The sequence below is a fragment of the Thermococcus piezophilus genome (genome assembly GCF_001647085.1).
Classification (GTDB): Archaea; Methanobacteriota_B; Thermococci; order Thermococcales; family Thermococcaceae; genus Thermococcus; species Thermococcus piezophilus.
Genome location: NZ_CP015520.1, coordinates 118,369 through 140,005, shown reverse-complemented (window position 1 = coordinate 140,005; position 21,637 = coordinate 118,369). Strand labels below are relative to the sequence as shown.

Annotated in this window: 22 protein-coding genes, 3 tRNA genes and 2 pseudogenes; 17 read left to right on the top strand and 10 right to left on the bottom strand. The window is 53.5% G+C overall.

All coding sequences use genetic code 11. The features are described 5' to 3' along the window. Nucleotides 1-58: 58 nt before the first annotated feature. Nucleotides 59-550: a type II toxin-antitoxin system VapC family toxin gene (locus A7C91_RS00750; protein WP_068664066.1), complete on the bottom strand. Its 492-nt coding sequence runs from the start codon at nt 548-550 to the stop codon at nt 59-61. Nucleotides 551-609: 59 nt separating this feature from the next. Here A7C91_RS00750 and A7C91_RS00745 point away from each other — a divergent pair, with 59 nt between their 5' ends. The 3 genes from A7C91_RS00745 to A7C91_RS00735 are packed head-to-tail and all read left to right on the top strand — an operon-like array spanning nt 610 to nt 3,056. Then, complete coding sequence (locus A7C91_RS00745) at nt 610-1,377, top strand: LamB/YcsF family protein (protein ID WP_068664064.1); 768 nt, start codon at nt 610-612, stop codon at nt 1,375-1,377. Nucleotides 1,378-1,381: 4 nt separating this feature from the next. Next, nucleotides 1,382-2,068, top strand: coding sequence for a 5-oxoprolinase subunit PxpB (pxpB, locus tag A7C91_RS00740; protein ID WP_068664062.1), 687 nt, complete (start codon nt 1,382-1,384; stop codon nt 2,066-2,068). Further along, complete coding sequence (locus A7C91_RS00735) at nt 2,061-3,056, top strand: 5-oxoprolinase subunit C family protein (RefSeq protein ID WP_068664060.1); 996 nt, start codon at nt 2,061-2,063, stop codon at nt 3,054-3,056. Before pxpB ends, A7C91_RS00735 begins: the two co-directional genes overlap by 8 nt. A 7-nt stretch (nt 3,057-3,063) precedes the next feature. Here A7C91_RS00735 and A7C91_RS00730 read toward each other — a convergent pair whose 3' ends face one another. Beyond that, the gene (locus A7C91_RS00730; protein ID WP_068664054.1) at nt 3,064-3,498 is read right to left on the bottom strand and encodes a UPF0179 family protein; all 435 of its coding nucleotides are present in this window, start codon (nt 3,496-3,498) and stop codon (nt 3,064-3,066) included. 27 nt (nt 3,499-3,525) lie between these two features. Further along, a complete protein-coding gene (locus A7C91_RS00725) occupies nt 3,526-4,566 on the bottom strand; it encodes an NAD(P)-dependent glycerol-1-phosphate dehydrogenase (protein ID WP_068664051.1) in 1,041 nt (346 codons plus the stop codon). Nucleotides 4,567-4,638: 72 nt separating this feature from the next. Between A7C91_RS00725 and A7C91_RS00720 the strand changes: the two genes are divergently transcribed. The 5 genes and pseudogenes from A7C91_RS00720 to A7C91_RS00700 all read left to right on the top strand — a co-directional run bounded on the left by A7C91_RS00720 (nt 4,639) and on the right by A7C91_RS00700 (nt 8,283). Continuing rightward, nucleotides 4,639-5,451 carry a DUF63 family protein gene (locus A7C91_RS00720; RefSeq protein WP_068664049.1) on the top strand — a complete coding sequence of 271 codons (813 nt, stop codon included), beginning with the start codon at nt 4,639-4,641 and terminating at the stop codon, nt 5,449-5,451. Nucleotides 5,452-5,453: 2 nt separating this feature from the next. Continuing rightward, nucleotides 5,454-6,217 (top strand): annotated as a pseudogene (locus A7C91_RS00715) (bifunctional fructose-bisphosphatase/inositol-phosphate phosphatase). Then, nucleotides 6,207-6,818: a rhomboid family intramembrane serine protease gene (locus tag A7C91_RS00710; protein ID WP_068664047.1), complete on the top strand. Its 612-nt coding sequence runs from the start codon at nt 6,207-6,209 to the stop codon at nt 6,816-6,818. Before A7C91_RS00715 ends, A7C91_RS00710 begins: the two are co-directional and overlap by 11 nt. Nucleotides 6,819-6,866: 48 nt before the next feature. After that, nucleotides 6,867-6,974: transfer RNA gene (locus A7C91_RS00705), tRNA-Met, on the top strand. 127 nt (nt 6,975-7,101) lie between these two features. Further along, nucleotides 7,102-8,283, top strand: a complete 1,182-nt coding sequence (locus tag A7C91_RS00700; RefSeq protein ID WP_068667346.1) for a transglutaminase-like domain-containing protein — start codon at nt 7,102-7,104, stop codon at nt 8,281-8,283. Here A7C91_RS00700 and A7C91_RS00695 read toward each other — a convergent pair. Together A7C91_RS00695 and A7C91_RS00690 are read right to left on the bottom strand one after the other, a co-directional pair. Beyond that, complete coding sequence (locus tag A7C91_RS00695) at nt 8,280-9,497, bottom strand: DEAD/DEAH box helicase (RefSeq protein ID WP_082872009.1); 1,218 nt, start codon at nt 9,495-9,497, stop codon at nt 8,280-8,282. The two genes, A7C91_RS00700 and A7C91_RS00695, sit on opposite strands and share 4 nt — an antisense overlap. A 72-nt stretch (nt 9,498-9,569) precedes the next feature. Beyond that, nucleotides 9,570-9,647 (bottom strand) — tRNA-Lys (locus A7C91_RS00690). 111 nt (nt 9,648-9,758) lie between these two features. On the opposite strand from A7C91_RS00690, the gene A7C91_RS00685 reads away from it, so the two are divergent. Beyond that, a tRNA-Leu gene (locus A7C91_RS00685) sits at nt 9,759-9,846 on the top strand. Between the two features lie 513 nt (nt 9,847-10,359). On the opposite strand, the gene A7C91_RS00680 is transcribed toward A7C91_RS00685, so the two are convergent. Next, nucleotides 10,360-12,309: a helicase C-terminal domain-containing protein gene (locus tag A7C91_RS00680; protein ID WP_068664043.1), complete on the bottom strand. Its 1,950-nt coding sequence runs from the start codon at nt 12,307-12,309 to the stop codon at nt 10,360-10,362. Nucleotides 12,310-12,358: 49 nt separating this feature from the next. On the opposite strand from A7C91_RS00680, the gene A7C91_RS00675 reads away from it, so the two are divergent. Further along, complete coding sequence (locus A7C91_RS00675) at nt 12,359-12,679, top strand: hypothetical protein (RefSeq protein ID WP_068664040.1); 321 nt, start codon at nt 12,359-12,361, stop codon at nt 12,677-12,679. Between the two features lie 3 nt (nt 12,680-12,682). On the opposite strand, the gene A7C91_RS00670 is transcribed toward A7C91_RS00675, so the two are convergent. Next, nucleotides 12,683-13,387 carry a hypothetical protein gene (locus tag A7C91_RS00670; protein ID WP_068664038.1) on the bottom strand — a complete coding sequence of 235 codons (705 nt, stop codon included), beginning with the start codon at nt 13,385-13,387 and terminating at the stop codon, nt 12,683-12,685. 91 nt (nt 13,388-13,478) lie between these two features. Continuing rightward, nucleotides 13,479-14,525 carry a M42 family metallopeptidase gene (locus A7C91_RS00665; RefSeq protein ID WP_068664036.1) on the bottom strand — a complete coding sequence of 349 codons (1,047 nt, stop codon included), beginning with the start codon at nt 14,523-14,525 and terminating at the stop codon, nt 13,479-13,481. A 197-nt stretch (nt 14,526-14,722) separates the two neighbouring features. On the opposite strand from A7C91_RS00665, the gene sfsA reads away from it, so the two are divergent. From sfsA to xerA, 3 genes are read left to right on the top strand one after another with little or no spacing between them, the layout of a single operon-like run. After that, nucleotides 14,723-15,439, top strand: a complete 717-nt coding sequence (sfsA, locus tag A7C91_RS00660) for a DNA/RNA nuclease SfsA (protein ID WP_068664033.1) — start codon at nt 14,723-14,725, stop codon at nt 15,437-15,439. Between the two features lie 49 nt (nt 15,440-15,488). After that, nucleotides 15,489-16,379, top strand: coding sequence for a toprim domain-containing protein (locus A7C91_RS00655; protein ID WP_068664031.1), 891 nt, complete (start codon nt 15,489-15,491; stop codon nt 16,377-16,379). 1 nt (nt 16,380) lies between these two features. Then, nucleotides 16,381-17,229 (top strand): site-specific tyrosine recombinase/integron integrase, encoded by an 849-nt coding sequence (gene xerA / locus A7C91_RS00650; RefSeq protein WP_068664029.1) that lies wholly within the window; start codon nt 16,381-16,383, stop codon nt 17,227-17,229. Nucleotides 17,230-17,233: 4 nt separating this feature from the next. Here xerA and pfkC read toward each other — a convergent pair. Then, nucleotides 17,234-18,609: pseudogene (gene pfkC / locus A7C91_RS00645) on the bottom strand (ADP-specific phosphofructokinase). A 96-nt stretch (nt 18,610-18,705) separates the two neighbouring features. Next, entirely contained in the window at nt 18,706-19,419 is a 714-nt protein-coding gene (locus tag A7C91_RS00640; protein ID WP_068664027.1) for a maleate cis-trans isomerase family protein, read from the bottom strand. Nucleotides 19,420-19,515: 96 nt separating this feature from the next. On the opposite strand from A7C91_RS00640, the gene A7C91_RS12250 reads away from it, so the two are divergent. From A7C91_RS12250 to thiI, 4 genes are read left to right on the top strand one after another with little or no spacing between them, the layout of a single operon-like run. Then, nucleotides 19,516-19,824 carry a nitroreductase family protein gene (locus A7C91_RS12250; protein ID WP_324609494.1) on the top strand — a complete coding sequence of 103 codons (309 nt, stop codon included), beginning with the start codon at nt 19,516-19,518 and terminating at the stop codon, nt 19,822-19,824. After that, nucleotides 19,748-20,116: a nitroreductase family protein gene (locus A7C91_RS12245; RefSeq protein ID WP_324609493.1), complete on the top strand. Its 369-nt coding sequence runs from the start codon at nt 19,748-19,750 to the stop codon at nt 20,114-20,116. Before A7C91_RS12250 ends, A7C91_RS12245 begins: the two co-directional genes overlap by 77 nt. A gap of 43 nt (nt 20,117-20,159) precedes the next feature. Next, complete coding sequence (locus A7C91_RS00630; protein ID WP_068664024.1) at nt 20,160-20,486, top strand: hypothetical protein; 327 nt, start codon at nt 20,160-20,162, stop codon at nt 20,484-20,486. Between the two features lie 5 nt (nt 20,487-20,491). Beyond that, complete coding sequence (thiI, locus tag A7C91_RS00625) at nt 20,492-21,634, top strand: tRNA uracil 4-sulfurtransferase ThiI (RefSeq protein ID WP_068667345.1); 1,143 nt, start codon at nt 20,492-20,494, stop codon at nt 21,632-21,634. Nucleotides 21,635-21,637 lie beyond the last annotated feature (3 nt).

The window sequence follows — 21,637 nt, the reverse complement described above, 5'->3', positions numbered from 1 at the left end:
CCGCCCGGGGAGGCGGGTGACGAATCCAAGACGGGATGAGAAGAACCGATGATATACCCTATGAGCGCCGACGCCTCCTCGGGCGCTTTCTTGGAATGAGCCTCACGGGGCTTCCGCAGTCTGAGCAGATTCCTTCCGGAGGCTCACTTGTAAACTTCTTCCCGCAGCCGATGCAGACGTAGCTCCATCTTATAACGCGCTTTATGCCTCTTTTGAGCGTTTTGAACTCGATGCCAAGCGTTTTGGCGATGTTCTGCAGGTTGTAGTCGTCGGTGAATAGGACAGCCTTGAGCTCGTAAGCCAAGGCGAGGATTTCCATATCTGCCTCACTCAGCTCCCCTAGCTCGCCGGTTCTTTTGGCCGCTTCCCTAACTGCCTCGATGCTCTCGCGCGAGGGCATCAGCACCCTAATCTTCCCCGCGTTAATCAGGCCCTCCAAGAAGAGTCCCGACTCGGGGTCTTTTACCTCTTCAACGACCTTTGGAGTGGTTACACCTTCGACGTCAATCCCCTGGATGAATATCGCGGCATCGATGACCTGAACCTTCATGGTCAAAACTCGGAGAAACCCTTTTTTAGATTTCTGTCGAAATGAACCCGGTGATGGAAATGAGGGTCGACCTTAACTCGGACATGGGTGAGAGCTTCGGCCGCTATAAACTCGGCCTCGACGAGGAGGTTATGAACCGCATAACCAGCGCCAACGTTGCCACCGGCTGGCACGCTGGAGACCCAATCGTCATGAGGAAAACCGTCAGACTTGCGAAGGAGAAAGGCATCGCCGTCGGTGCCCATCCGGGTTATCCAGATCTCATGGGTTTTGGGAGGAGGTACATGAAGCTTACCCCCGAGGAGGCCAGAAACTATATTCTGTACCAGATCGGCGCGCTTTACGCCTTCACAAAGGCTGAAGGAATGGAACTCCAGCACGTCAAGCCCCACGGCGCGCTCTACAACGCCCTTGTGAAGGACGAGGAACTCGCTAGGGCGGTTATGGAGGGAATAGCGGACTTCGACAAAGGGCTGATCTTCGTAACACTCTCGGGTTCAAGGGCGGCCGAAATAGCTGAGGAGATGAAACTAAAGGTTGCGCATGAGGTTTTCGCAGACAGGGCCTATAATCCAGACGGCACGCTTGTTCCAAGGGGGAAGCCGGGGGCGGTAATACACGACAAAGAGCTCATAGCCGAGCGCGTTATCTCTATGGTGAAGGACGGCTGCGTTAAGGCCATCAACGGGGAATGGGTTGAGCTCAGAGCCGACACAATCTGCGTCCACGGGGACAACCCGAAGGCTGTGGAGATAGCAGCTTATATCAGGCGCATCCTCGAAGAGGAAGGCGTCAAGGTAGTACCGATGGGTGAATTTATAAGGTGAGAGCATGGTCGAGTTTAAACCAGCCGGCGACTCAGCGCTCGTTATTTCTTTCGGTGAGGTTATAGATGAGGAAATAAACGAAAAAGTCCACGTTGTGGCGAGAGCCATCGAAAAGGCCAGTCCGGAGTGGCTCGTCGAGGTAGTCCCGACCTACTCAACCGTTTACGTATACTACGATCCTCTCATGGTGAGCTATACAGAGGTCGTTGAGGCAGTGAAACCTTTCCTCTCCGCTGAGCCGGATGATGAGAAGTCGAGAATAGTCGAGATCCCAACGGTTTACGGCGGTGATTTCGGGCCCGACATCGAGTTCGTCGCTCAATACAATGGTCTCAGCGTGGATGATGTCATCGAGATTCACTCGAGGCAGTTCTACAGGGTCTACATGCTCGGCTTCACTCCGGGCTTTGCCTACCTGGGTGGAATGGACGAGAGGATAGCCACTCCCCGCCTAGAAAAGCCGAGGCTGAAGGTTCCCGCCGGGAGCGTGGGCATAGCTGGAAAGCAGACGGGCATATATCCCCTCGAAAGCCCCGGCGGCTGGCGGCTCATCGGCAGAACTCCCCTGAAGCTTTTCGATCCGAGGAAAGATTCACCAACGCTTCTCCAGCCTGGCGACTACGTGAAGTTCGTACCGATAAGTGAGGAGGAGTTCTGGGAGCTATACAGTGGAGGGATGATAAATGATTGATCTCCTTAATGTCCCATCACTCCTAACTATCCAGGATCTTGGTAGATTCGGCTATAGGAAGCTCGGTGTCTCCACGAGCGGCGTCATGGACGAGGTGAGTGCGAGGTTAGCCAACTACATAGTTGGTAATCCGGATAACGCCCCGGTTCTCGAGTTTCTTCTGGCCGGGCCGACCATCCTCTTCAACGCCTCAGCCGTCTTTGCCGTCGCTGGGGACGTGGAGGTTAAGCTCAACGGTGTTCCCATAGAACTCTGGAGGAGTTACTGGGCAAAGCGCGGCGACGTTCTGGAAGTTGAAACGCTGAGGAGCGGTCTATACGGCTATATCGCTTTCGCTGGAGGAATTAAGTGTGAAAGGCTCCTCGGCAGCTGCTCGACCTATACGCGGGCAGGCCTTGGCAGGCCTTTAAAGGCAGGCGATAGGCTAACGCTCGGGTACACCCTTCTAACGGGTAAGGAAGGTAGAGTTCTTCCCAGGGAGCTGAAGCCCGATTATTCAGCAAAGGAGAAAGTTATCCGAGTGATCCCCGGACCGAACCTCGACCACTTTACTGATGAGGGAATAGAAACTTTCCTGAGCGGGTCCTACACCGTAACGCCCGAATCGGATCGGATGGGTTACCGCCTCGACGGGCCTCAAATAGAGCACTCGGAGAAAGGCGCTGACATTGTGACAGACGCCGTTCCAATCGGTTCAATTCAGGTTCCAGCAAACGGAAAGCCGATAATCATGATGGCCGACTGCCAGACCACTGGCGGCTACGCGAAGATAGGGATGGTTGCCCGCGTTGATGTCCCCCTCGTTGCCCAGAGCAGGCCAGGTGAGAGGCTGAGGTTCAAAGCGGTGAGCGTTGAGGAGGCACAGGAGCTCTTGAGGAGACGTGAGAGGACCATGAAGGCAATCAGGAAGGCCTTTGAAGGAGAGGCAAGGGCCTACAAAGTTTCGGCTGGTGGAAAAGAGTTAGTGGCTTTTGTGGAAAAAGATTAAATAAGGGTTAGTCCTTTTTCCTCATGACCTTGACGATCTTGTAGTGCTTTCCATTGCACTCGATGTCGCCTAAGACTTCGATTATCTTGACGCTGTCCCCCTCAAAGAGCCCCTCTGGCCTGAAGAGATCCTGCTTTTCTGGGTCGTCGCAATCGGCGAAGCCGAGCTTTATCACCGAGCCTGCTATGGCCAGCCTCGGCTCTATCGCTATCTCCACCGATGGTTCCACCACTTCAACGATTCTGACCTTGCCCTCGTGGAGCGGACAGGAGTGCGAGGGCATGCTCCTTACGCGCAGAATCTTGTAGCGCCTTCCTGGCTCAAGGTTTCCAACGCAGACTCCTGCGAGCTTACAGGTCCTGCACGGTTCTGCTGGGCCGTAATATATGAATTCAACACCAGGCCTTGCCAGCTTTTCTCCGACTAACGTGATTATTGCCATTCCAAACACCTCCGTGAGTGATGATCGTCAGATGACTCCAGTGATTTTAGCGGCTTTTTCGGCCGCCTCTCTGGTAAGACCCTCTTTTCCGAGTATTGTGTAGCGCTCGGGCCTTATGGTGTGTGCAATCGTGAGCGCCTCGATGATATACTCGGGGTCGATTCCCAACTCGTATGCGTTAGTTGGCGCTCCCACCTTCTTTAAGGTTTCCCTAATTGTCTTCCACTTGAGGCCGTGGAGGTAGGCCGTTATTATCGTCCCGACGCCGCACTGCTCGCCGTGGAGTGCTGGTTTAGGTGTTATCATGTCGAGCGCGTGGCTGAATAGGTGCTCGGCACCGCTTGCCGGCCTTGAGGAGCCCGCTATGCTCATCGCAACGCCGCTTGAGATTAGACCCTTTATGACCTTCCTCACGCTCTCCTCGTTGCCGAGCCTTATTATGTTGGCGTTTTTTATCACCATCTTGGCGCTCATCAAAGAGAGAGACGCCGCATACTCGCTGTAGTATTCCCCTCTGAGCCTGTGGGCCAGCAGCCAGTCTTTCACCGCGGTCAGGTTAGAGATTATGTCGCCAACCCCCGCGGCCAGGTAGCGGTAGGGGGCCGTTTTGATGACCTTCACGTCCGCTATGACCGCTACCGGCGGAACGGCCTTGATGGACGTCTTTGTCTCTATGTCCTTTATTGATGCGTTCGCGCTCGCTATTCCGTCGTGGGAAGCGGTGGTCGGAAAGCTGATAAAGGGAATCCCAGCCTTGAAGGAGGCGAGCTTGGCGACGTCTATTATGCTTCCGCCGCCAACGGCTATGAGCCAGTCAATACCCTCATCCCTTATTCTATCCAGCGTCCTCTTGACTTCCTCCATGCTGGCCTCTTTCACCGTGAGCGCACCCACCTTGAACTCTCCACGGAGGTTCTTCTCTACGTCCTTCCCCGCTATTTCCCTCGTCTTGGACCCATAAAGAACAAGGACTCTCCGCCCCAATTTGAGCCTTCTCGCGACGTTAACGACTTCTCCCTTAAGGTTCTCACCCAGCAATACTTCCCTTGGCAGTTGCATCAGGTGCATCCTCCTCACCATCCATAGAAATTATGTGGGAAAAGCTTTAAGGCTATCGGAACAACCGTCTATGGTGGTCAAATGGGTCTCTGGGAGTTCTTTTACAGATACTTCATTGAACCCATCGTGAACAACGAGGGCTACAACGTAGTGAACACACTCACCTACGCGGTAATCCTTGGTATAGGTGTGGTGGTCGTGTACAGGGCACTGAAGAGAGCTGGAATCAGTACTGACAGGCAGTTCTTCAAGGCGCTCCTCCCGTATATAGCACTTGGCGCGTTGATGAGGGCCATGACCGACGCGACCATCTATCCGAGAACTTATCTAACAGTAACTCCCGGCATCTATTTCATGGTTACTGCCTTCACGTCGCTCGCCCTCTACGTGAGCCACAGGCACTGCAGGGGGTGTGACTGGCAGAGGGCGTTCTTCGGGTTCGGGATAGTGCTGCTGCTCTTCAACGTCTTCGTGCTTGGGATAAGCTACTCCAAAGTCTCTTTCAACTGGGAGGTTCTGAAGTACTTTATCCCTGCCCTGGTAGTGGCCGAGACTTCTATCTGGCTGCTCACGAAGAAGGTCAAGATTATAGCGGATAACAGCTGGCTTTTCTACGCCCACTTCTACGACGCGACAACGACCTTCGTCGGCGTTGACTTCATGGGCTACTGGGAGCAGCATGTCCTGTCCCGCTTTTTCATTGAGCATACGGGAACGGCGGCCACGATGTACATCCTAAAGTTCGTCATGCTCCTGCTCGTCGTTTACCTAATTGACCATGTAGTTGAGAACGAGGCTGAGAGAGACATGGGGGAGTTCGTGAAGCTTGTGATATTCCTCCTTGGGTTTGCTCCCGGGACGAGGAACCTACTGAGAATGTTTATGGGGGTTTGACTATGGAATGGAACGAAGTGGCCATAGAGATGGCCAAGGAAGTTGAAAAGGTTGTGATGCCTCTCTTCGGGACTCCAAAGGCTGGAGAAACGGTTGGAACCAACGTGAGCGGCGACGTTACGAAATACGTCGATAAGGTGGCTGAGGAGATAGTGCTGAGCAGGCTCCAGCCGCTTGGCGTTAATATCGTCAGTGAGGAGATAGGCGTCATCGACAGCGGGAGCGACTATACAGTGGTCATTGATCCGATAGACGGTTCCTACAACTTTGCCGCTGGAATACCCATCTTCGCCTTCAGCTTTGCTGTTTTCGAGGGTAAAAAGCCCCGTTACGGCGCAATATATGAGTTCGTCACGGGACACTTCTACGAGGGAATTCCAGGTACTGGAGCGTTCATGAACGGGAGACAAATTCACGTCAGGAAGCCCGAGCGCGGGAAAGAAGCGCTGAGCTTCTACACGAGGGGAGAACATTTGGGGCTGATCAAAAAGGTAAAGCGTGTCCGCGTCCTCGGGGCTATAGCAGTTGAGCTCACCTATCTCGCCAAGGGCGCCTTGATGGAGTGCTTGACATCAGGAACTATGTCCGCCCCACGGACATAGCGGCTGGGGTTATAATAGCGAGGGAAGCCGGGGCGATAGTCACGGACGAGAGGGGGAAGGAGCTCAAGCTCGAGTTGAGTGCGACCAAAAAGACCAACATCATAGCCGTGAATGAACGCTATCTGCTCGAGTTAATCTTGGAGGAGCTGGCCAATGAGCCTTAAAGGCTTCACAATGAAGTACGGTAGGGTAACAACTCTGCTCTTTGGCATCAACGTGCTCGTTTACATCTTCGAGGCCATACTGAGCGGTAACCCGATAGACATAGGCATCGAGGTTCTTGCAAGGCTCGGTCAGTGGAACTACGCGGTCATAAACGGCGCCTGGTGGCAGCTCCTCACTGCCATGTTCGTTCACGTGGGAATACTCCACCTAGCCTTCAACATGTACTTTCTCCTTATGCTCGGCAGTCAGCTCGAACGTCTCTTTGGTGGCAGGGTTCTCGTCTTTACTTACTTGGTTGCTGGTCTCGTCGGCAACCTGGTCACGCTCTTCCTCCTTCCGCCTAACTCCGTGAGCGCTGGGGCAAGTGGTGCCCTCTTTGGGATAGTGGGCCTTTTAATAATGACCTCTGGAATAATCAGGGGTAATATTGGAAGGGCCCTCACAAACGCTTTCCTCCTCTTCCTTATCAACAGCCTGTTCCCCGGGGTGAACGCCTTCGCCCACCTCGGCGGGCTTATAACAGGCATCCTGCTGGGGCTCTACTATGGCAAGAAGCTCAGAAGAAAGCTCATGGCAATGACCTATGGCTATGCCTGGTGAACGAAAGGTTTAAAAATGGACTTTGGGAGGTATAACGCGGGCGCTTGTGCCGGGGTAGCTTAGCCTGGTCAGAGCGCTCGGCTCATAGGGCTGCTCCCCTTCGGGGGAGCCTGAGAAACCGAGAGGTCCGGGGTTCAAAGCCCCGCCCCGGCACCACATTCTAACAAACTTTGCCTTCTTGCAGTTAGAAAGCTTCGGTCAAACTTTGCCCTGCAAAATTTACTGGTGTAAAGGTTGCTCCATGGAGGTTTCCTTTATAACTCCCACTGACGATTTTAATGTCATGATGAGAAGGACAGTCTTCGCGCTGGTAATTGTGCTCATGGTGTTCGTCTCAGGATGTATCACTGTAGTTCAGCAAACTGAAACTTCACCCACTACTTCCCATTCAACGTACCCTTCAACGTCCCCAACACCACAGACTACAATTACCACAACAACTACAACCCCTCCTGCAACTTGGACAAATCCGGAGGTTCAGTGGAACAACCTGACGGTTTTTCTGCCCAGCCAGGACGCCCAGTTGAACTGCAGCGGCGTCCTATGGCGCTACATACTCAAGGACGCCCTTCCCTGCATGCTGAGCGGGCCGGAGCTTGAGGTCATCTCGCCCTTCGCCGCTGAGCTGAAGGGCGCGACTCTCGAAGAGAGCGTCTGGAACGTCCTTGACTGGGAAGGGCAGTGGGTAACATACGACCGGGAGAAGGCGAAAGAGCCTTTTGCCAAGATTATCATTTACCCCGACGGAAGACAGGAAGTAGTTACGGGGCAGAACAACACGATACAGACTCCCTACGAGACGATTATGCGAGGAAAGGGCATATGCACTGACTACACGGTTCTCACCGACGCCCTGCTCTTGGCCATGAACTACTCGCCCGTTTACGCGATGGGGATAAACCTCACCGACCTTGGCCACGCAGCGGCACTCGTTAGGATAGACGGCTGGTTCTTCGTCCTCGACCAGCGCCTGCCTCCGATGGATCTTGGCTCCTACTACCGCTACTGGGAGAGGCAGGGACGTAGGGTCATCAACGCGACTCTCTACGAGATTCGGCCGGGCAACGATTTAGCCTCCGTGAAGACCCTCGGTATTTTAAGGGGGAAGGACTTCCTCAAGCAGGACTACACCATGACGGAGAACGACGCAACAGCGCTCGCCTACAGGATGGTCAGGCTGCTCTCCGAGGAGTTCAACCTGGCGATTGACAGCTCCCTCTCGCTGCTCTCCGACGGAAAGCTTCCCGAGGGATACAAATCGGGCAAAGCCTGGGTTGTAACCTACCAGAATCTTGCGGATTACTACCACCTAATATTCCACGAACAGTATGCAGAATGGCTTGTTGGGCGGATAACTTCCGACGAGGAACTCTTCGGCAATATTGAGAAGAGCGACGCAGTATGGATTGAGGTGAAAGCCGAGGGAAACGACCTAGCCGTAACCCTCTACCTCGGAGAACGCTAATAGCGCCTTGAATAGCCGCGGTGATACCTGTCGTTTCTTCTCCCGTTTTTCCGGTACTCCCTTTGCTTCTCCTCGCGTTCGTACCTTTCACGGTATTCCCTTGGTATCTCCTCGCTCAGCTCGGACTTCTTGATTTCGACACCTGCGACGCTCGCTATGTAGCGGAGCCTCCTGTACTCCCCAGGCATTATGAAGGTGACGGCCTTTCCCCGCTTGCCCATCCTTCCGGTTCTGCCTATTCTGTGGACGTAGTCTTCAGCCGTCATGGGCAGGGAGTAGTTTACGATGTGGCTTATGTCCTGAACGTCCAGCCCCCTAGCGGCGACGTCAGTTGCCACTAAAATTCTCGTCCTCTTGGTCTTGAAGCGCCAGAAGGTTCTCTCCCTTGCGCTCTGGCTCATGTCCCCGTTAAGGGCTTCGACGCTGTAGCCCTGCCTTCTGAGCTTCTCGTTCAGTTCCCTCGTTTCCCTCTTCGTCGCGCAGAAGACTATGCCGTAGAAGTCGTCGCTCAGGATTTTCTTCAGCATCGTGAACTTCCTTGCCGGAACGACCTCAACATATTCCTGCTCGACCATTTCAGGAACGAGCTCGTCGCTGCTTACCTTCACGACTTCATAGTTCCCCATATAGCGCTGGGCAAGTCTAAGGATTTCGCGTGGCATCGTTGCTGAGAACATCAGCACTCGCTTGTTCCTCGGCGTCTGCCTGAAAATGGCCTCTATGTCGTCTATGAAGCCCATGTCGAGCATTCTATCGGCCTCGTCGAGGATGAAGAACTTCACCCCGCTCAGATCAAGGGTCCCGCGCCTTATGTGGTCGAGAACCCTTCCGGGGGTGCCAACGACGACGTGAGTACCTCTCTCAAGGGCCCGTATCTGCGGACCAATCGGCTGGCCGCCGTAGACCGCGTAAACGTAAACTCTCTTCCTCCCGCGGAGGCTCTTTATCTCGTCCGCCACCTGAAGGGCGAGCTCCCTCGTGGGCGTCAGGACGATTGCTTGAACGCTCTTTTCATTCTCATCAATTGCCTCGATTATGGGCAAGGCAAAAGCGGCCGTCTTTCCGGTTCCGGTCTGGGACTGCCCAATTATATCTGCATCGCCAGATAAAAGACGCGGAATGACCTCCCTCTGAATGTCAGTGGGCTGTGAGAAGCCCTTCCTTCTAACGGCAACTAACGTCGCCTCAGATAAGCCTAAGCTTTCAAAACTCATTTTTCTTGACTCCTTTTCAACGATTAACACGCGCTCCTTCAAGACTCGAACGCATCGAGAAGAACCGCGATTTGGCGGGCCGGGGGGGATTCGAACCCCCGACCACGGGATTAAGAGTCCCGCGCTCTAACCATGCTGAGCTACCGGCCCTCAACCCGAAGACATAGACGGGAGGTGGCTTTATAAATTTTTTGGTCCGGGTCGAGAAGGGCTCCACAGAAAACTTTATAAAGTCCCCCTGAGCGTTATAGTTTGGCTTGTGCGGGGGTTGCCGAGCCTGGTCAAAGGCGCGGGATTGAGGGTCCCGTCCCGTAGGGGTTCCGGGGTTCAAATCCCCGCCCCCGCACCATAAGAAACTTTTCTGAGGAAAAGTTTCATCAAAAGTTTCTGACTGTTCTAACAGGCTGTTTTGAAGTTGCATTCGACACAATAATAGCTCTATTTTGCGGTGAATTCCTTTTAATCGGCCCTTTAAACAGTGAGTTCACCCAAAACTAACGCCCTGAGAGAGTTTAGAGTAAAGGACTCGGACTAAAATTGCTTTTCTCATTAGTGAACTCCCTGCTAAATGCTCAGGATAACTGGGAATGCACTCTAAACTCGACACTTCTGCAGTGTCTAACTTTTCGCCGGCCTTTTCCTAAAGGCTGTTTGCCGAGCAAAGGTTTGATAGGAGCTTGTACATCTTCTTGAAGTGTCCCCTTTGAGAGTGAGCCCACCTTCAGTGAGCAGTTTTAGAGTGTTCAACTCCAAGTGAGCGCCCGAAGGACGTCAAAAAGAAATGGAACTCACGTTAAGCGCTTCTTCATTTAAGAAATCCTCTCTAGAAAGACCCCAGAGAGTCGCACACTGATAAAAGGGATTATCTAAAAGCAGTCCCTTCTTTGGTCGCTTTGCCTTGCAAAGGTTGCTGCCAGAACCGCCTCAAATACAGTCTCATTTTTCCCAGGTCAACGGGCCTCATCGTCTCCCGCATCCAGTCCGGTAGGTCCTTCTTTATGCTGTTCCACAGCAGGCGGTAGTCAAGGACTATTATCGACCCTTTCTCCTCGGTCGAGCGGTGCACCCTCCCCGCGGCCTGGACGAGCTTTCTGTGGGCGGGCAAATAATAACCGTAGTATCTGCCCTTGCCCGGGAACTTCCTCTCGAAATACCTTATCTGTGCCTGAACCCTTGGCGTGGGCCTCGCGTAGGGGATGCCAACTAAAACGACTCCGTTCATCTCGTCACCGCTGTAGTCCTGCCCCTCGCTGTTCCTACCTCCCATCACTCCAAGGAGAACCGCCCCCCTATCTCTCGAGTGGGCCTTGAACTTGGCAATGAGGAGGTCGTTCTCCTTCGAGCTCGCGCTCTGCTTTTCGATGAAGATGGCCTTTCCGGTATCCTCTAAGCGAACTTCAAGGTTGGCCGAGAGCAGGCCCTGCAGAACCGTGTAGGAAGCTACAAAAACTCCGACGTTCTTCGGGATGAGCTTAACCGCCTCGACTATGTAGTCCACCATCTTTCCGTAGGACTCCATCGAGCGCTCGTCTCCGCGCGTTGAGACGTCCCTCGCAACTAAAACCTGCGCGTTTTCCCTCTTGACCATGCGCGGAAACTTCTTCAGCCTGGCGTTCTCGATTCCCATGACGTCGTGGAAGGCTTCGAGAGGCGTTAATGTTCCAGACATGAATATCGCCGACTGCACATTCTTGATGAAGCTCAATGCATTGGCCGGATCGAGGGCGACCAGCTCAAGGCTGAGGCCCTTCTCCCTGCTCATGAGGAAGAGATAGTCTTCCCGCCCGATGAGCGAGAGCCAGAAGAGGAGGAACTCGCCGACCCTCCCGACATAGCTCCTCGGCGGTTTGCCCTTCTCTATCCTGTCCTCTCTTATGGAATCGCCCACCTCAACCATCTCGTTGAGGGTCTTCACGAGATAGCGGCCGTCGAGGTTGAGTATATCAACGACGTGGGCGAAGATTAGTTCGGGCTGAATCGGAACCTCCTGGACGTCCCTCTCCCTGAGCTTCTCCTCGTAGAGAATCTCCAGACCCCTGGCAAAGATGCTCAGGAAGTTGGCTATCTCGTGCTCCCTGTACTCGTCGGCCTCCTTTATGGCCCTGCTGATGGTGTGTACGCTCAGCCTGTCGCTGAGAGCGCTTATGGCCTGGTCCGGAAGGTTGTGGGCCTCGTCGAAGACCACTATCAAGTCCGAATACTCGATGTCGAGCGAGCTGAGGAAGTTCTCCCTTATCGTTGGGCTGAGCAGATAGAGGTAGCTCGCGACTATGATGTTAGCTTTCTCCGCTATCCTTCTCGTCATGTCGTAAGGGCAGAGCTCCAGCGTTTGAGCATAGTCTAGTATCTCCATTGGATGACTCGGCTCCTGCAGAAAGAACCTCACTACCTCATTGAACTCCTCTCGCTTCTTCTTCTCGTTCTCGTAATAGGGGCACTTTCCGAGCTTCTTGAGATTCTTGCAGACTACCATGGCGTTGTAGGCGTCGGTGGTGTAGTTCACAAGGTATGTGTGGAGGCACAGATCCTTTCTGCTCCTCAGCTCGACGCCAGAAACGGGTGTTTTCCTGTTTATGGCCTTCAACTCATCTATAACGCGGTCCATCTGCTTGTGAGTTCTGGCCAGGTAAATCACCTTGTAGCCCATTTCTATCGCGTGGGGCAGAATTCCAGCTAAAACACTTACCGTCTTTCCAAAGCCTGTTGGGGCTTCGATTATGACGTTTTCACCCTTTCGGACAGCTTCATTAACGAGATTTATGAATTCCTGCTGATGAGGTCTGAGTTTATTGTAGGGGAAGTATTCACTCATGGGAAAGAGTTTTAACGGCTCGTTTTTAACCTTTCCCCAGGTGGAAGGGATGGAAGATAAGGACAAGAGGCTCATTGAATACACCATTGAGGCAATGCTGATGGCCTGGCTCGGCTATCTGTTCTTCTATCAGAACTACCTCCTCTACACGTGGCACCGCGGTCTGCCGCTCCCATCCAAGTGGCCTTTCGTCCTGCTGGGCATCGGCCTCGGTGCGCTGTTCTTCTGGTATGAGTTGAGGGAATTAGAAAGAGAGCTTTTAGAAAAAGAGAAGAGAGAATCAGGGTTTGCTGGGGTTCCAGTCGTTGCCGAGAATGAGCCGCTGTCTAAAGAGGGCCTTGAAAAAGCCTCTGTGAACGAAGAGTCCTGACCCTCACAGCGCCTCGATTTTAATTATATACTCGCCGTTCAAGTCCATCTCGGAGAAGTCCTCCTCCGAAACATCGAGGAGGTCTTTTTTGATCTCCAGTATAGAGGTTCCGGAGAACGTCTCGTATTCGATTTTCTCCACTATTCCATCGGTGACATCCGCAATGAACCCATCTTCCTTAGCTTTCCCTATCACCCTAAAGGAGCGCTTGGACGTCTTTAGCAGGACGTAGCGGAGCAGATGGGCGAGCAGTGAGCCTTCGAATCTCCTTAAGATGAACTCCTCCCCTGAACCGAAGACCAGCGGGGCCAGCACGTAATGGCTCTCAGCCATTCGGGCAAGAGCTTTTCCAGAGCCTTCCGCGAGCAACTGGAGCTTCTTCCCGAGCAACTTCTCCCAAGGGATATCCGCCGAAGCCCTCACCACAAGGCTTCCGTCCCCGGCCATGAAGGAAAGAATCAGGAGGCCCCTTTGGCCTTTCATTACATAGGTGACGTGAGGCTCGTTGAATGCCATCTCCAAAAAGCCTTCGAACTCGAACTTCCAGGGAAAACGCCTGAGGGAAAGCCTCGCGACGGACCTTTCATTCCTCCTGGTGACCTCTGCTCGATAGGGAAACGTTGGGAAGAGCTCCTCAGGATTCACCGCGACGCTTATTAGAGCTTCCCATCCTGCGGAGAAGGGCACCCTTGCCGTCTTTGACTCCATGCCGAGCACCTTTGCATACTGTCCCTTTAAGAAGTGCCCGGACCGGTTTTTAAAGTTGGCGTTAAAGGATGAAGTAAACGAAAGAAAAGGGTCAGATCTCGAGCTCGGTGATGTGCTCGAGAACCTTGGCCATCAGCTTAACTCCCGCATCGACGTCGCGTCCGTCCACAACTTCCGCGTTGGAGTGGATGTATCTCGCTGGAACGCTTATCGCTCCCGTTGGAACGCCGGCCTTGTTGAGGTGTATTGCGCCGGCATCGGTCCCTCCACCGAGGAGGATGTCCCACTGGTAGGGTATCTCGTACTTCTTGGCGAGCTCCTCCATCCACCTGATGATGGTCGGGTGGCAGATGACGGAGCGGTCCATGATCTTTATAGCAGTTCCCTTGCCGAGCTGGGTAACCTGCTTGTGCTCCGGTGTTCCAGGAACGTCAGCGGCAATGGTGACGTCAATGGCGAAGCCGTAGTCAGGGTCAATGCCAAAGGCTGAAACCTTTGCACCGCGGAGGCCGACCTCCTCCTGGACGGTGGCCACGAAGTATATGTCCGCATCGGTCTCGCCGAGCTCCTGGGCGGCCTTGACAAGAGTGTAGACAGCGATCCTGTCGTCAAAGGCTATGCTGACGAGTCTGTGCTTGCCAAGTCTCTCAAGCCTTCCGTCCCAGGTGATTATGGTGCCGATCTTAACTCCCATCTCCTCGGCTTCCTCTTTGCTCTCGGCGCCTATGTCGATGAAGACCTGCTCCCAGGTTGGGGCCTTGGTCCTCTCCTCGGGCTTCTGAATGTGCGGCGGAACACTTCCCCCGACGCCGTAGATGAACTCGTCCTTGCCAATCCAGACCTTGAAGCGCTGGGCTATGAGGGTCCTTGGGTCAATACCTCCAACTGGAGCAACCCTAAGGAAGCCGTTCTTCTCTATGTGAGTAACCATAAGGCCTATCTGATCCATATGTGCAGCCAGCATGACCTTTGGCCCATTGCCCTTTTTATGGGCTATGACGTTGCCGAGCTTGTCAACCTTTATCTCGTCAACGTACGGCTTGAAGGCCTCCACGACGACGTCCCTTACGCCTAAGAACTCGTACCCAGAAACGCCTGGGGCTTCGACTATCTTCTTCAGGAGTTCGTAGTCAACCATTCCGACCACCTCTTTCGTTAAGATTTCCATCTAAATGCTCAATCGGGAGATATTTAAGGTTTTAGGTGGGCCGGGAGTTCATTGTACTCAAGTGCCTCAGAACAGACCGCGGGAAATCTTATCCCCTAGAGATTATCCAGTTTCTGGACATAAATTTCCAGAGTAACGCTTTTATCCCGAGACGGGGAGGTCAATCCATGGAGTTGCTCAGGCTCAACGTTGTACCATGCACTTTCCTCAAAAGGCTCCACCGCTTTGTTGCCCTTGTAGAGGTTGACGGAGAGGAAAGAAGGGCATGGGTTACCAACACAGGCAGATTGGATGAGTTCATGGTTGATGGCAGAAAGGCCTTCTGCGTTCCCAAGAGCGGGGGGAAGACGGATTTTATACTGGTGGCCTTTGAAGACCTTCACGGGAAGGGTGCGGTTATAGACACGAGAACTCAAGCTAAAGCCTTTGAGAAAGCCTTGGAGCTTGGCCTGGTTCCCTGGCTTAAAGACTGCAGGATAAAGAGGAAGGAGGTAACCGTTGAGAAGTCCCGCCTGGATTACCTCTTTGAGTGTCCGGGCGGAGAGGTTTACGCTGAGATGAAGAGCGCGGTTTTGAGGGGTGGTGAAAGCGGGGAATACGCGATGTACCCCGACTGCCCGACGCTCCGCGGCCAGAAGCACATAAGGGAGCTGATAGAGCTGCAGAAGGCTGGAAAGAGGGCGATGATATTCTTCATTGGGGCTATGCCAAGGGTTGAAAAGTTCAGACCCTACAAAGAAGGCGACCCTGAGATAGCGCACCTTCTGAGTGATGCCAAGAAAACAGGCGTTGAAATCCACGCGCTGAGCATTTCACTCCTTCCAGATGGCAGGGTGGTCCTCGAAAGGCCGAGCCTTGAGATTGAGCTGAGGGAGGATTTTTAAAGACCCCATCCTATTTTCAAAGGGGTAACGACCCCGCGAGGTGATGGGAATGGCCATAGTCGATGTTAGAATTTTAGTTGAAGGTGCGAGCGACGTTGAAGTGGTAAGTAAAGCTCTCCAAGGGCTTGCCTTGGGAAGTGAGTACAACATAACGATTTCTGCCATAATCCCGACGACCAACGTTGAGATTGCAAAGAGCGCCGCAGCTGGGGCTGACCTGCTTATCATAGCCACTGACGCCGACCGCGTTGGAAGAGACCTTGCTGAGAGGCTTTTTAATGAGCTGAGCGAGATGGTCGGCCACATTGAGAGGATGAAGCTCCCTCTCGGCCACGACCTTGAGCACGTAGATGTCGAGCTCGTCAGGAAGGAACTTAAGAACACACTGGTTAGGGCCGGTCTCAAGAGCCTCCAGATTCTCCCGGAGTACATGGCACTGAGGAACCAGCTTCTCGACCTCAAGGGCCGTTACGATGGCCTGGCCGAGGAGTATAAGAGGCTCCACGAGGAGTACAAGAAGCTCACCAAGGCTTATGAGGAGACTAAAGCCGAAAACGACAGGCTTAGGGAAGAGAATGAGGGGCTGAAGGCCCTTCTTGAGAACGCCAAGAACATCTTCCGCATTGACGAAGCCTGGAAGTCCCTCTTCCCGGCTGAGCCGGTTCCAGATGAGGCCTATATAGGAAAGGCCGTCGAAAAGCTCGGACTGGCTGGCAGGGTTGTCGTTGGTCAGGGCTACATCTTCGCCGAGGACAAGGCTCTTGTTGAGGAGCTCCTCAAGACCGTTTACCTCAGCCTCGCCATACGGGAAGAACCACCGAAACCGCCCGAGTCCCCTGAAGATGAGCCACTACCACCGAAGCCATCCGAAGAGCCTGAGGTTGCCGCTGACCCGGAGGTTAAGTCCGACGACATCGAGGGGCTCCTGAAGGGGCTGTGATATGGAAGGGCTAAACGGCCTCATCGAGGAGTACGAGACCTACCTTGATTTGGAGGGCAAGAGCCCGAACACGATTAGGATGTACTCCTACTACGTTAGGCGTTACCTTGAATGGGGTGGGGAACTCAGCGCCCGCTCCGCCCTTCGTTTTCTTGCCCGGCTGAGAAAGGAGGGTTACTCCAACAGGAGCCTTAACCTTGTTGTTCAAGCGCTCCGCTCCTATTTCCGTTTTGAGGGCTACGATGAGGAGGCCGAGAAGCTCAAACCTCCCAAAGTGCCTAAGAGCCTGCCCAAGAGCCTCACGAGGGAGGAAGTGAGAAGGCTCCTTTCGGTGATTCCTCCGACGAGGAAGAGAGACAGGCTTATATTTCTTCTTCTCTACGGAGCTGGTCTGCGCGTTAGTGAGCTGTGCAATCTGAAAAAATCCGATGTGGACTTTGAGCGCTCGCTCCTTGTCGTTCGCGGTGGAAAGGGTGCGAAGGATAGAATAGTCCCGATTTCCCGCTCCTTGCTGGAGGAGATAAGGGCTTACCTCAGGGGCAGGAACGACGACAGCGAGTACCTCCTCGTGGAGGAGAGGCGCGAGAGGAAAGACAAGCTTTCGCCAAAGACTATCTGGTATCTCCTTAGGAAGTACGGTGAGAGGGCGGGCGTTAGGGCTACTCCTCACATGCTCCGCCACAGCTTCGCCACCCACATGCTCGAGAACGGTGTGGACATAAGGGCGATTCAAGAGCTACTCGGCCACTCGAACCTCTCGACGACCCAGATTTACACGAAAGTCACCGTGGAGCACCTCAGAAAGGCTCAGGAGAAGGCGAGACTGATAGACTCGATTCTGGAAGAATAAAAATTCAGAGTTCCCCTTTCTTCTTCAGCAGTGCCAAGTAGCTCGTGAAGGCCCCGGCGGAAATCGTGTCGCCCAACCCAACCGTCGACACGGGGTTCTGCGCGAGCCTCGTCGGGATTATGACCACTCTGTACTCTTTTGTCCTCAGTCTTCTTTTTGCCTCCTCAAAACGAAGCTTGACGTATTCACCACGCTCGTTGTATGGGACTCTGAGGCCCACCCTGTAGTCCTCGGGCGATTTAATCTCGCCGAGTGAAGCCCTCGCTGCAGCAAGGGCTGTGGCCAGCTCAAGGCTTTTCCTCAGTTCTTCTTCACTTAATGGGTTGTCCGTGTAAGTGATGTGCATGATGTAATAAATCGTGTGAATCTGAAGGATCTCGAGGTTCATCTCGTCGATGAGTATCTTCCCTCCGAGCACGGTATCTTCGATGCGGTTGTAGGTGAATATCCTGTCCGAAAGCTTTGAGTATCCCAGAGCGTTCAGGATGTAAGCTATCTCCGACTCGTCCATGCCTACGCTGTCGACGAGCGGGAATAGATTGTAGATGACCTTCTTTCTGAGCTCCCTGTTCTGAATCGAGGCGAACTCGAGATGAACCTTGACGTTTTTCTCTCTTGAGGAGCATTATGTCCTCCTTGGCCTTTTTGAGATAATAATTGGCGTCCTTGCCGTCAGAATAGCGGAGCTTTATTCCCTGATAACCCGAGAGAATGGCACCATCCACTTCCATGCCTATCTCCGGGAGGAACGGTCTGAGCTCTGGCTCGGTGTGTACTTTGATGCGCTCAAAGCGGGTCGAGACTATGAATCTGCCCGAGAATGGAACCTCTACCGTCTCGTTCCTCAGCTTGAAGGTAGTTCCCGCGCGGAACTCGAAGATGCGGTTAACCTTTATAGGGTCGCCCTCGCGGTAGGCCTCGCGCGGGTGCTTGAAGGCCAGCCTCCCGTCCTCGACAACGGGATATAATAGGTTGGACCTATCAACGAACATCATGGCCTGCTTTTTAGCCAGATGGGGCGTGTATACTATAACGCGCCTGAAGTTGAGGTTGTCCAGTAGGTTGGCTATTATCCCAGCCTGACCGCCCATTCTCTCAACGTCGTATTTGAAGTGAGAATCGAACCATGAGTGGAGCTCCTCGTTCACGAGCGGAACGGCCATCGGCTTGCCTGTCTTGAGGGCATGGACGAGCCTCGCAACGAAGTCAAGGGGCCCGTTTATCTCTCGGATACTCCTCCATCCTTCTTCTAACCGCCTCCGCCCCGAACTCGTCTATGAGTCTCTGGACGGTCTTCCCCCTGAGGAAAACTATGGCATCGACGTTCGTGTTGTAAGCGGTGTATATCGAGAGTTCCCTTGCCGCGTTGAGGAGCTCCATATGTATCACCCTTAGTGACTAACACTTGAGAAAAAGGCATGTCCTCTTAAAAGGGTTTCGGAGGGGTGGACATAAAAATGTTGGAGGGAGGCGGGCTTAGAACTCCACAAAGAGCCTTCCAAGCCAGGGAATCTTCTCCATGACGTCGAGCTCCCTCAGGGCAAGCCAAAGAGACGCCTGGTTGCTGGTGACGACCGGCACTCCAAGGTCTTCCTCAAGTGCCTCGATTATCTCGAAGGTCCTGAGGTTGGTGCAGCTTATGAATATTGCGTCCGCCTCATCAACGAAGGTCGCTTTGGCCAGGCGGTAGGCCTCATAGGGTTCGAGCTTCCCTATCTGGGCGTTGTCCTCTATACCGAGGCCCCTTATGTCGAGAACCTCGAAGTCGTTGGCCTCCAAGAACTCCCTCTCGCGCTCGTTTATTTCGTCCGTATAGGGAGTAACCACGAGTATCGACTGGGCGTCGAGCATCCGCAGTGCCTCGATCACGGCGGTGCTCGTGCTGACAACGGGGACGTTTACTTCATTCTCCATCTTCGCCTCGAGCTCCTTCTCGAAGTCCTTGCCGCCGATGAATGAACCACTCGTGCAGCCGTAGAGTATAAGCTCGACCCCCGCATCGCGGAGCAGCTTGGCGCTCTCAACCGCTAAAGCGTTCATCTTGATGAGCTCTTCTTCTGTAACGTTCCTGAGCGGAACCCTTGAGGTGTGGAGCGAGACCCCATCGGGGAGCGACGAGTGGAACTCCATCTCCATTGTTGTGTTTGATGAGGGAACGATAAGACCCAGTCTGCCTCTCCATCCGTACATACTTTCACCTTGTAGAGACTATCCGTCCTTTTTCTTAAACCTTTGGTTTTGGAAAGGCTGGTTAATATTGCCGTTGAAGTTCTCTGGGATGATGTTATGGAGCTCAAGAAGGCTATATCAAAAAGGGTCTCTGTCAGGTATTTTGACGAGAGGGACGTTCCGGGAGAGGCCATCAGAAGTATGATTGAGGCCGCAGTAAGGGCCCCCACTGCCAGTGGACGTGAAAACTGGACTTTCGTCGTGTTTAAGAGCGAAGACTCTCGGGAAAAGATCTATCGCCTCATGACAAGGGGCATGGAGGAGTACTACCGCGCTGTTAATATCCCGGATGAAAAAGCTTCAGGAGAGTATGTACAAGGAAGGCATGTACAAAGCCCCAGTTTACATCGCCATCTTCATAGATAAGAGGGTTTGCTTCCTCGAGGGGAGCGAATTCGACTATTTGGAGTTCATCTGGAGTGTTGATAGCGTGGCGATGGCCATACAGAACCTCATGCTTAAGGCAGTAGAGCTGGGACTCGGGACGGTCTATATAGGCGTCACTAACTTCCGGGGGATAGCGGAGGAGGTCAGAAAACTCGCCGGACTCTATGAAAACTACTACCTCGTCGGGGTGATTCCCATTGGTTATCCCCGGCGGGAACAGAAACCTCGCGGGAGGCGTCGTATGCTCGGGGAGATAACCCGCTTCATTTAGCAACTTTTTTATTCCCAACCCCTCAACCCTTTCTGGTGGAAGGATGATAGAGTTCGTCATACTCCTCGGGGTCATAGGCGGCTGGATAATAGTTGCGTCCACCCTGTTCCTCATGCTGGCGCTCGGTAAGATGTGGGGGGTAGTTGGGGTTCTGCTCCTTGTCCTGGCCGTTCAAATAAATCACTGGCTCAAGGCCAAATACATGCGCGCCATAGTTGACGCCACCCCGAGGGCAAAGGAAATAGCCGCCCATATCTTCGAGATGAACGAGCTGATACTGCTGTCATCGTACCTCATCTCGATAGTTCTCTACGTGGTTATCCAGAAGTACGTGGAGATAGTGATAAAGTTCCCCCACGTGGTGAGGTGATGCACATGTTCAACGTTGTCATCGTGCGCTACGGTGAGATAGGCACAAAGTCGAGGCAGACGAGGAGATGGTTCGAGAACATCCTCATGAACAACATCCGCGAGGCCCTAGTGAGCGAGGGTGTGGAGTTCAAGAAGATCGAGGCCAAGCACGGTAGAATTCTGGTGAAGACGAACAGGGCTGGAGGGGCCGTTGAGGTTCTTAAGCGGGTCTTCGGCATAGTCTCCCTTTCGCCGGCGATGGAGGTTGATGCGGACCTCGAGAAGATTAACAAGACTGCCCTTAAGCTCTTCAGGAGAAAGAAAAGAGAGCTCGGCTTAGAAAAGCCCCGGTTTAGGGTAACTGCGAGGAGAATCACCAAGGAGTTTCCGCTGAAGAGTCCGGAGATCCAGGCCAAGGTCGGCGAATACATCCTTGAGAACGAGGAGAGTGAAGTTAATCTTCATGAGTACGACATAGAGGTTGGCGTTGAGCTGATGGATGGCAAAGCTTACATCTTCGTCGACAAGGTTAGGGCCTGGGGAGGCCTCCCGATAGGGACTCAGGGCAAAGTAGTTGTGCTCCTCAGCGGGGGCATAGATTCGCCAGTTGCAGCTTTTCTCATGATGAAGCGCGGTGTCGAGGTAATACCTGTGCACATCTACATGGGCGAGAAGACCCTCGAAAAGGTTAGGAAGATATGGAACCAGCTCAAGAAGTACGGCTACGGCGGCAAGGGCGAGCTGATAGTCGTCAATCCAAAGGAGCGCGAGAGAATTCTTGAGAAGCTGAGAGAACTCGGAAAGGAGAAGTACACCTGTGTCTTCTGCAAGTTCATGATGGTGAAGTACGCCGATAAAATAGCGAAGGACTTTGGGGCGAAAGGCATCGTCATGGGCGACTCCCTCGGGCAGGTTGCGAGCCAGACGCTTGAGAACATGTACATTGTCAGCCAGGCAAGCGATTTGCCGATTTACCGCCCGCTAATCGGCATGGATAAGGAGGAAATAGTTGAGATCGCCAAGAGAATCGGCACCTTCGAGCTTTCCACGCTCCCAGAGGACGAGATGCCTTTCGCCCCCAAGCACCCAATAATCAGAGGCTCATGGGAGGAGTTCAGGAAGCTCCACAAGGCGGTTTTTGGTGAAGAGCCGAGGAGGGAGTGTTAGGCT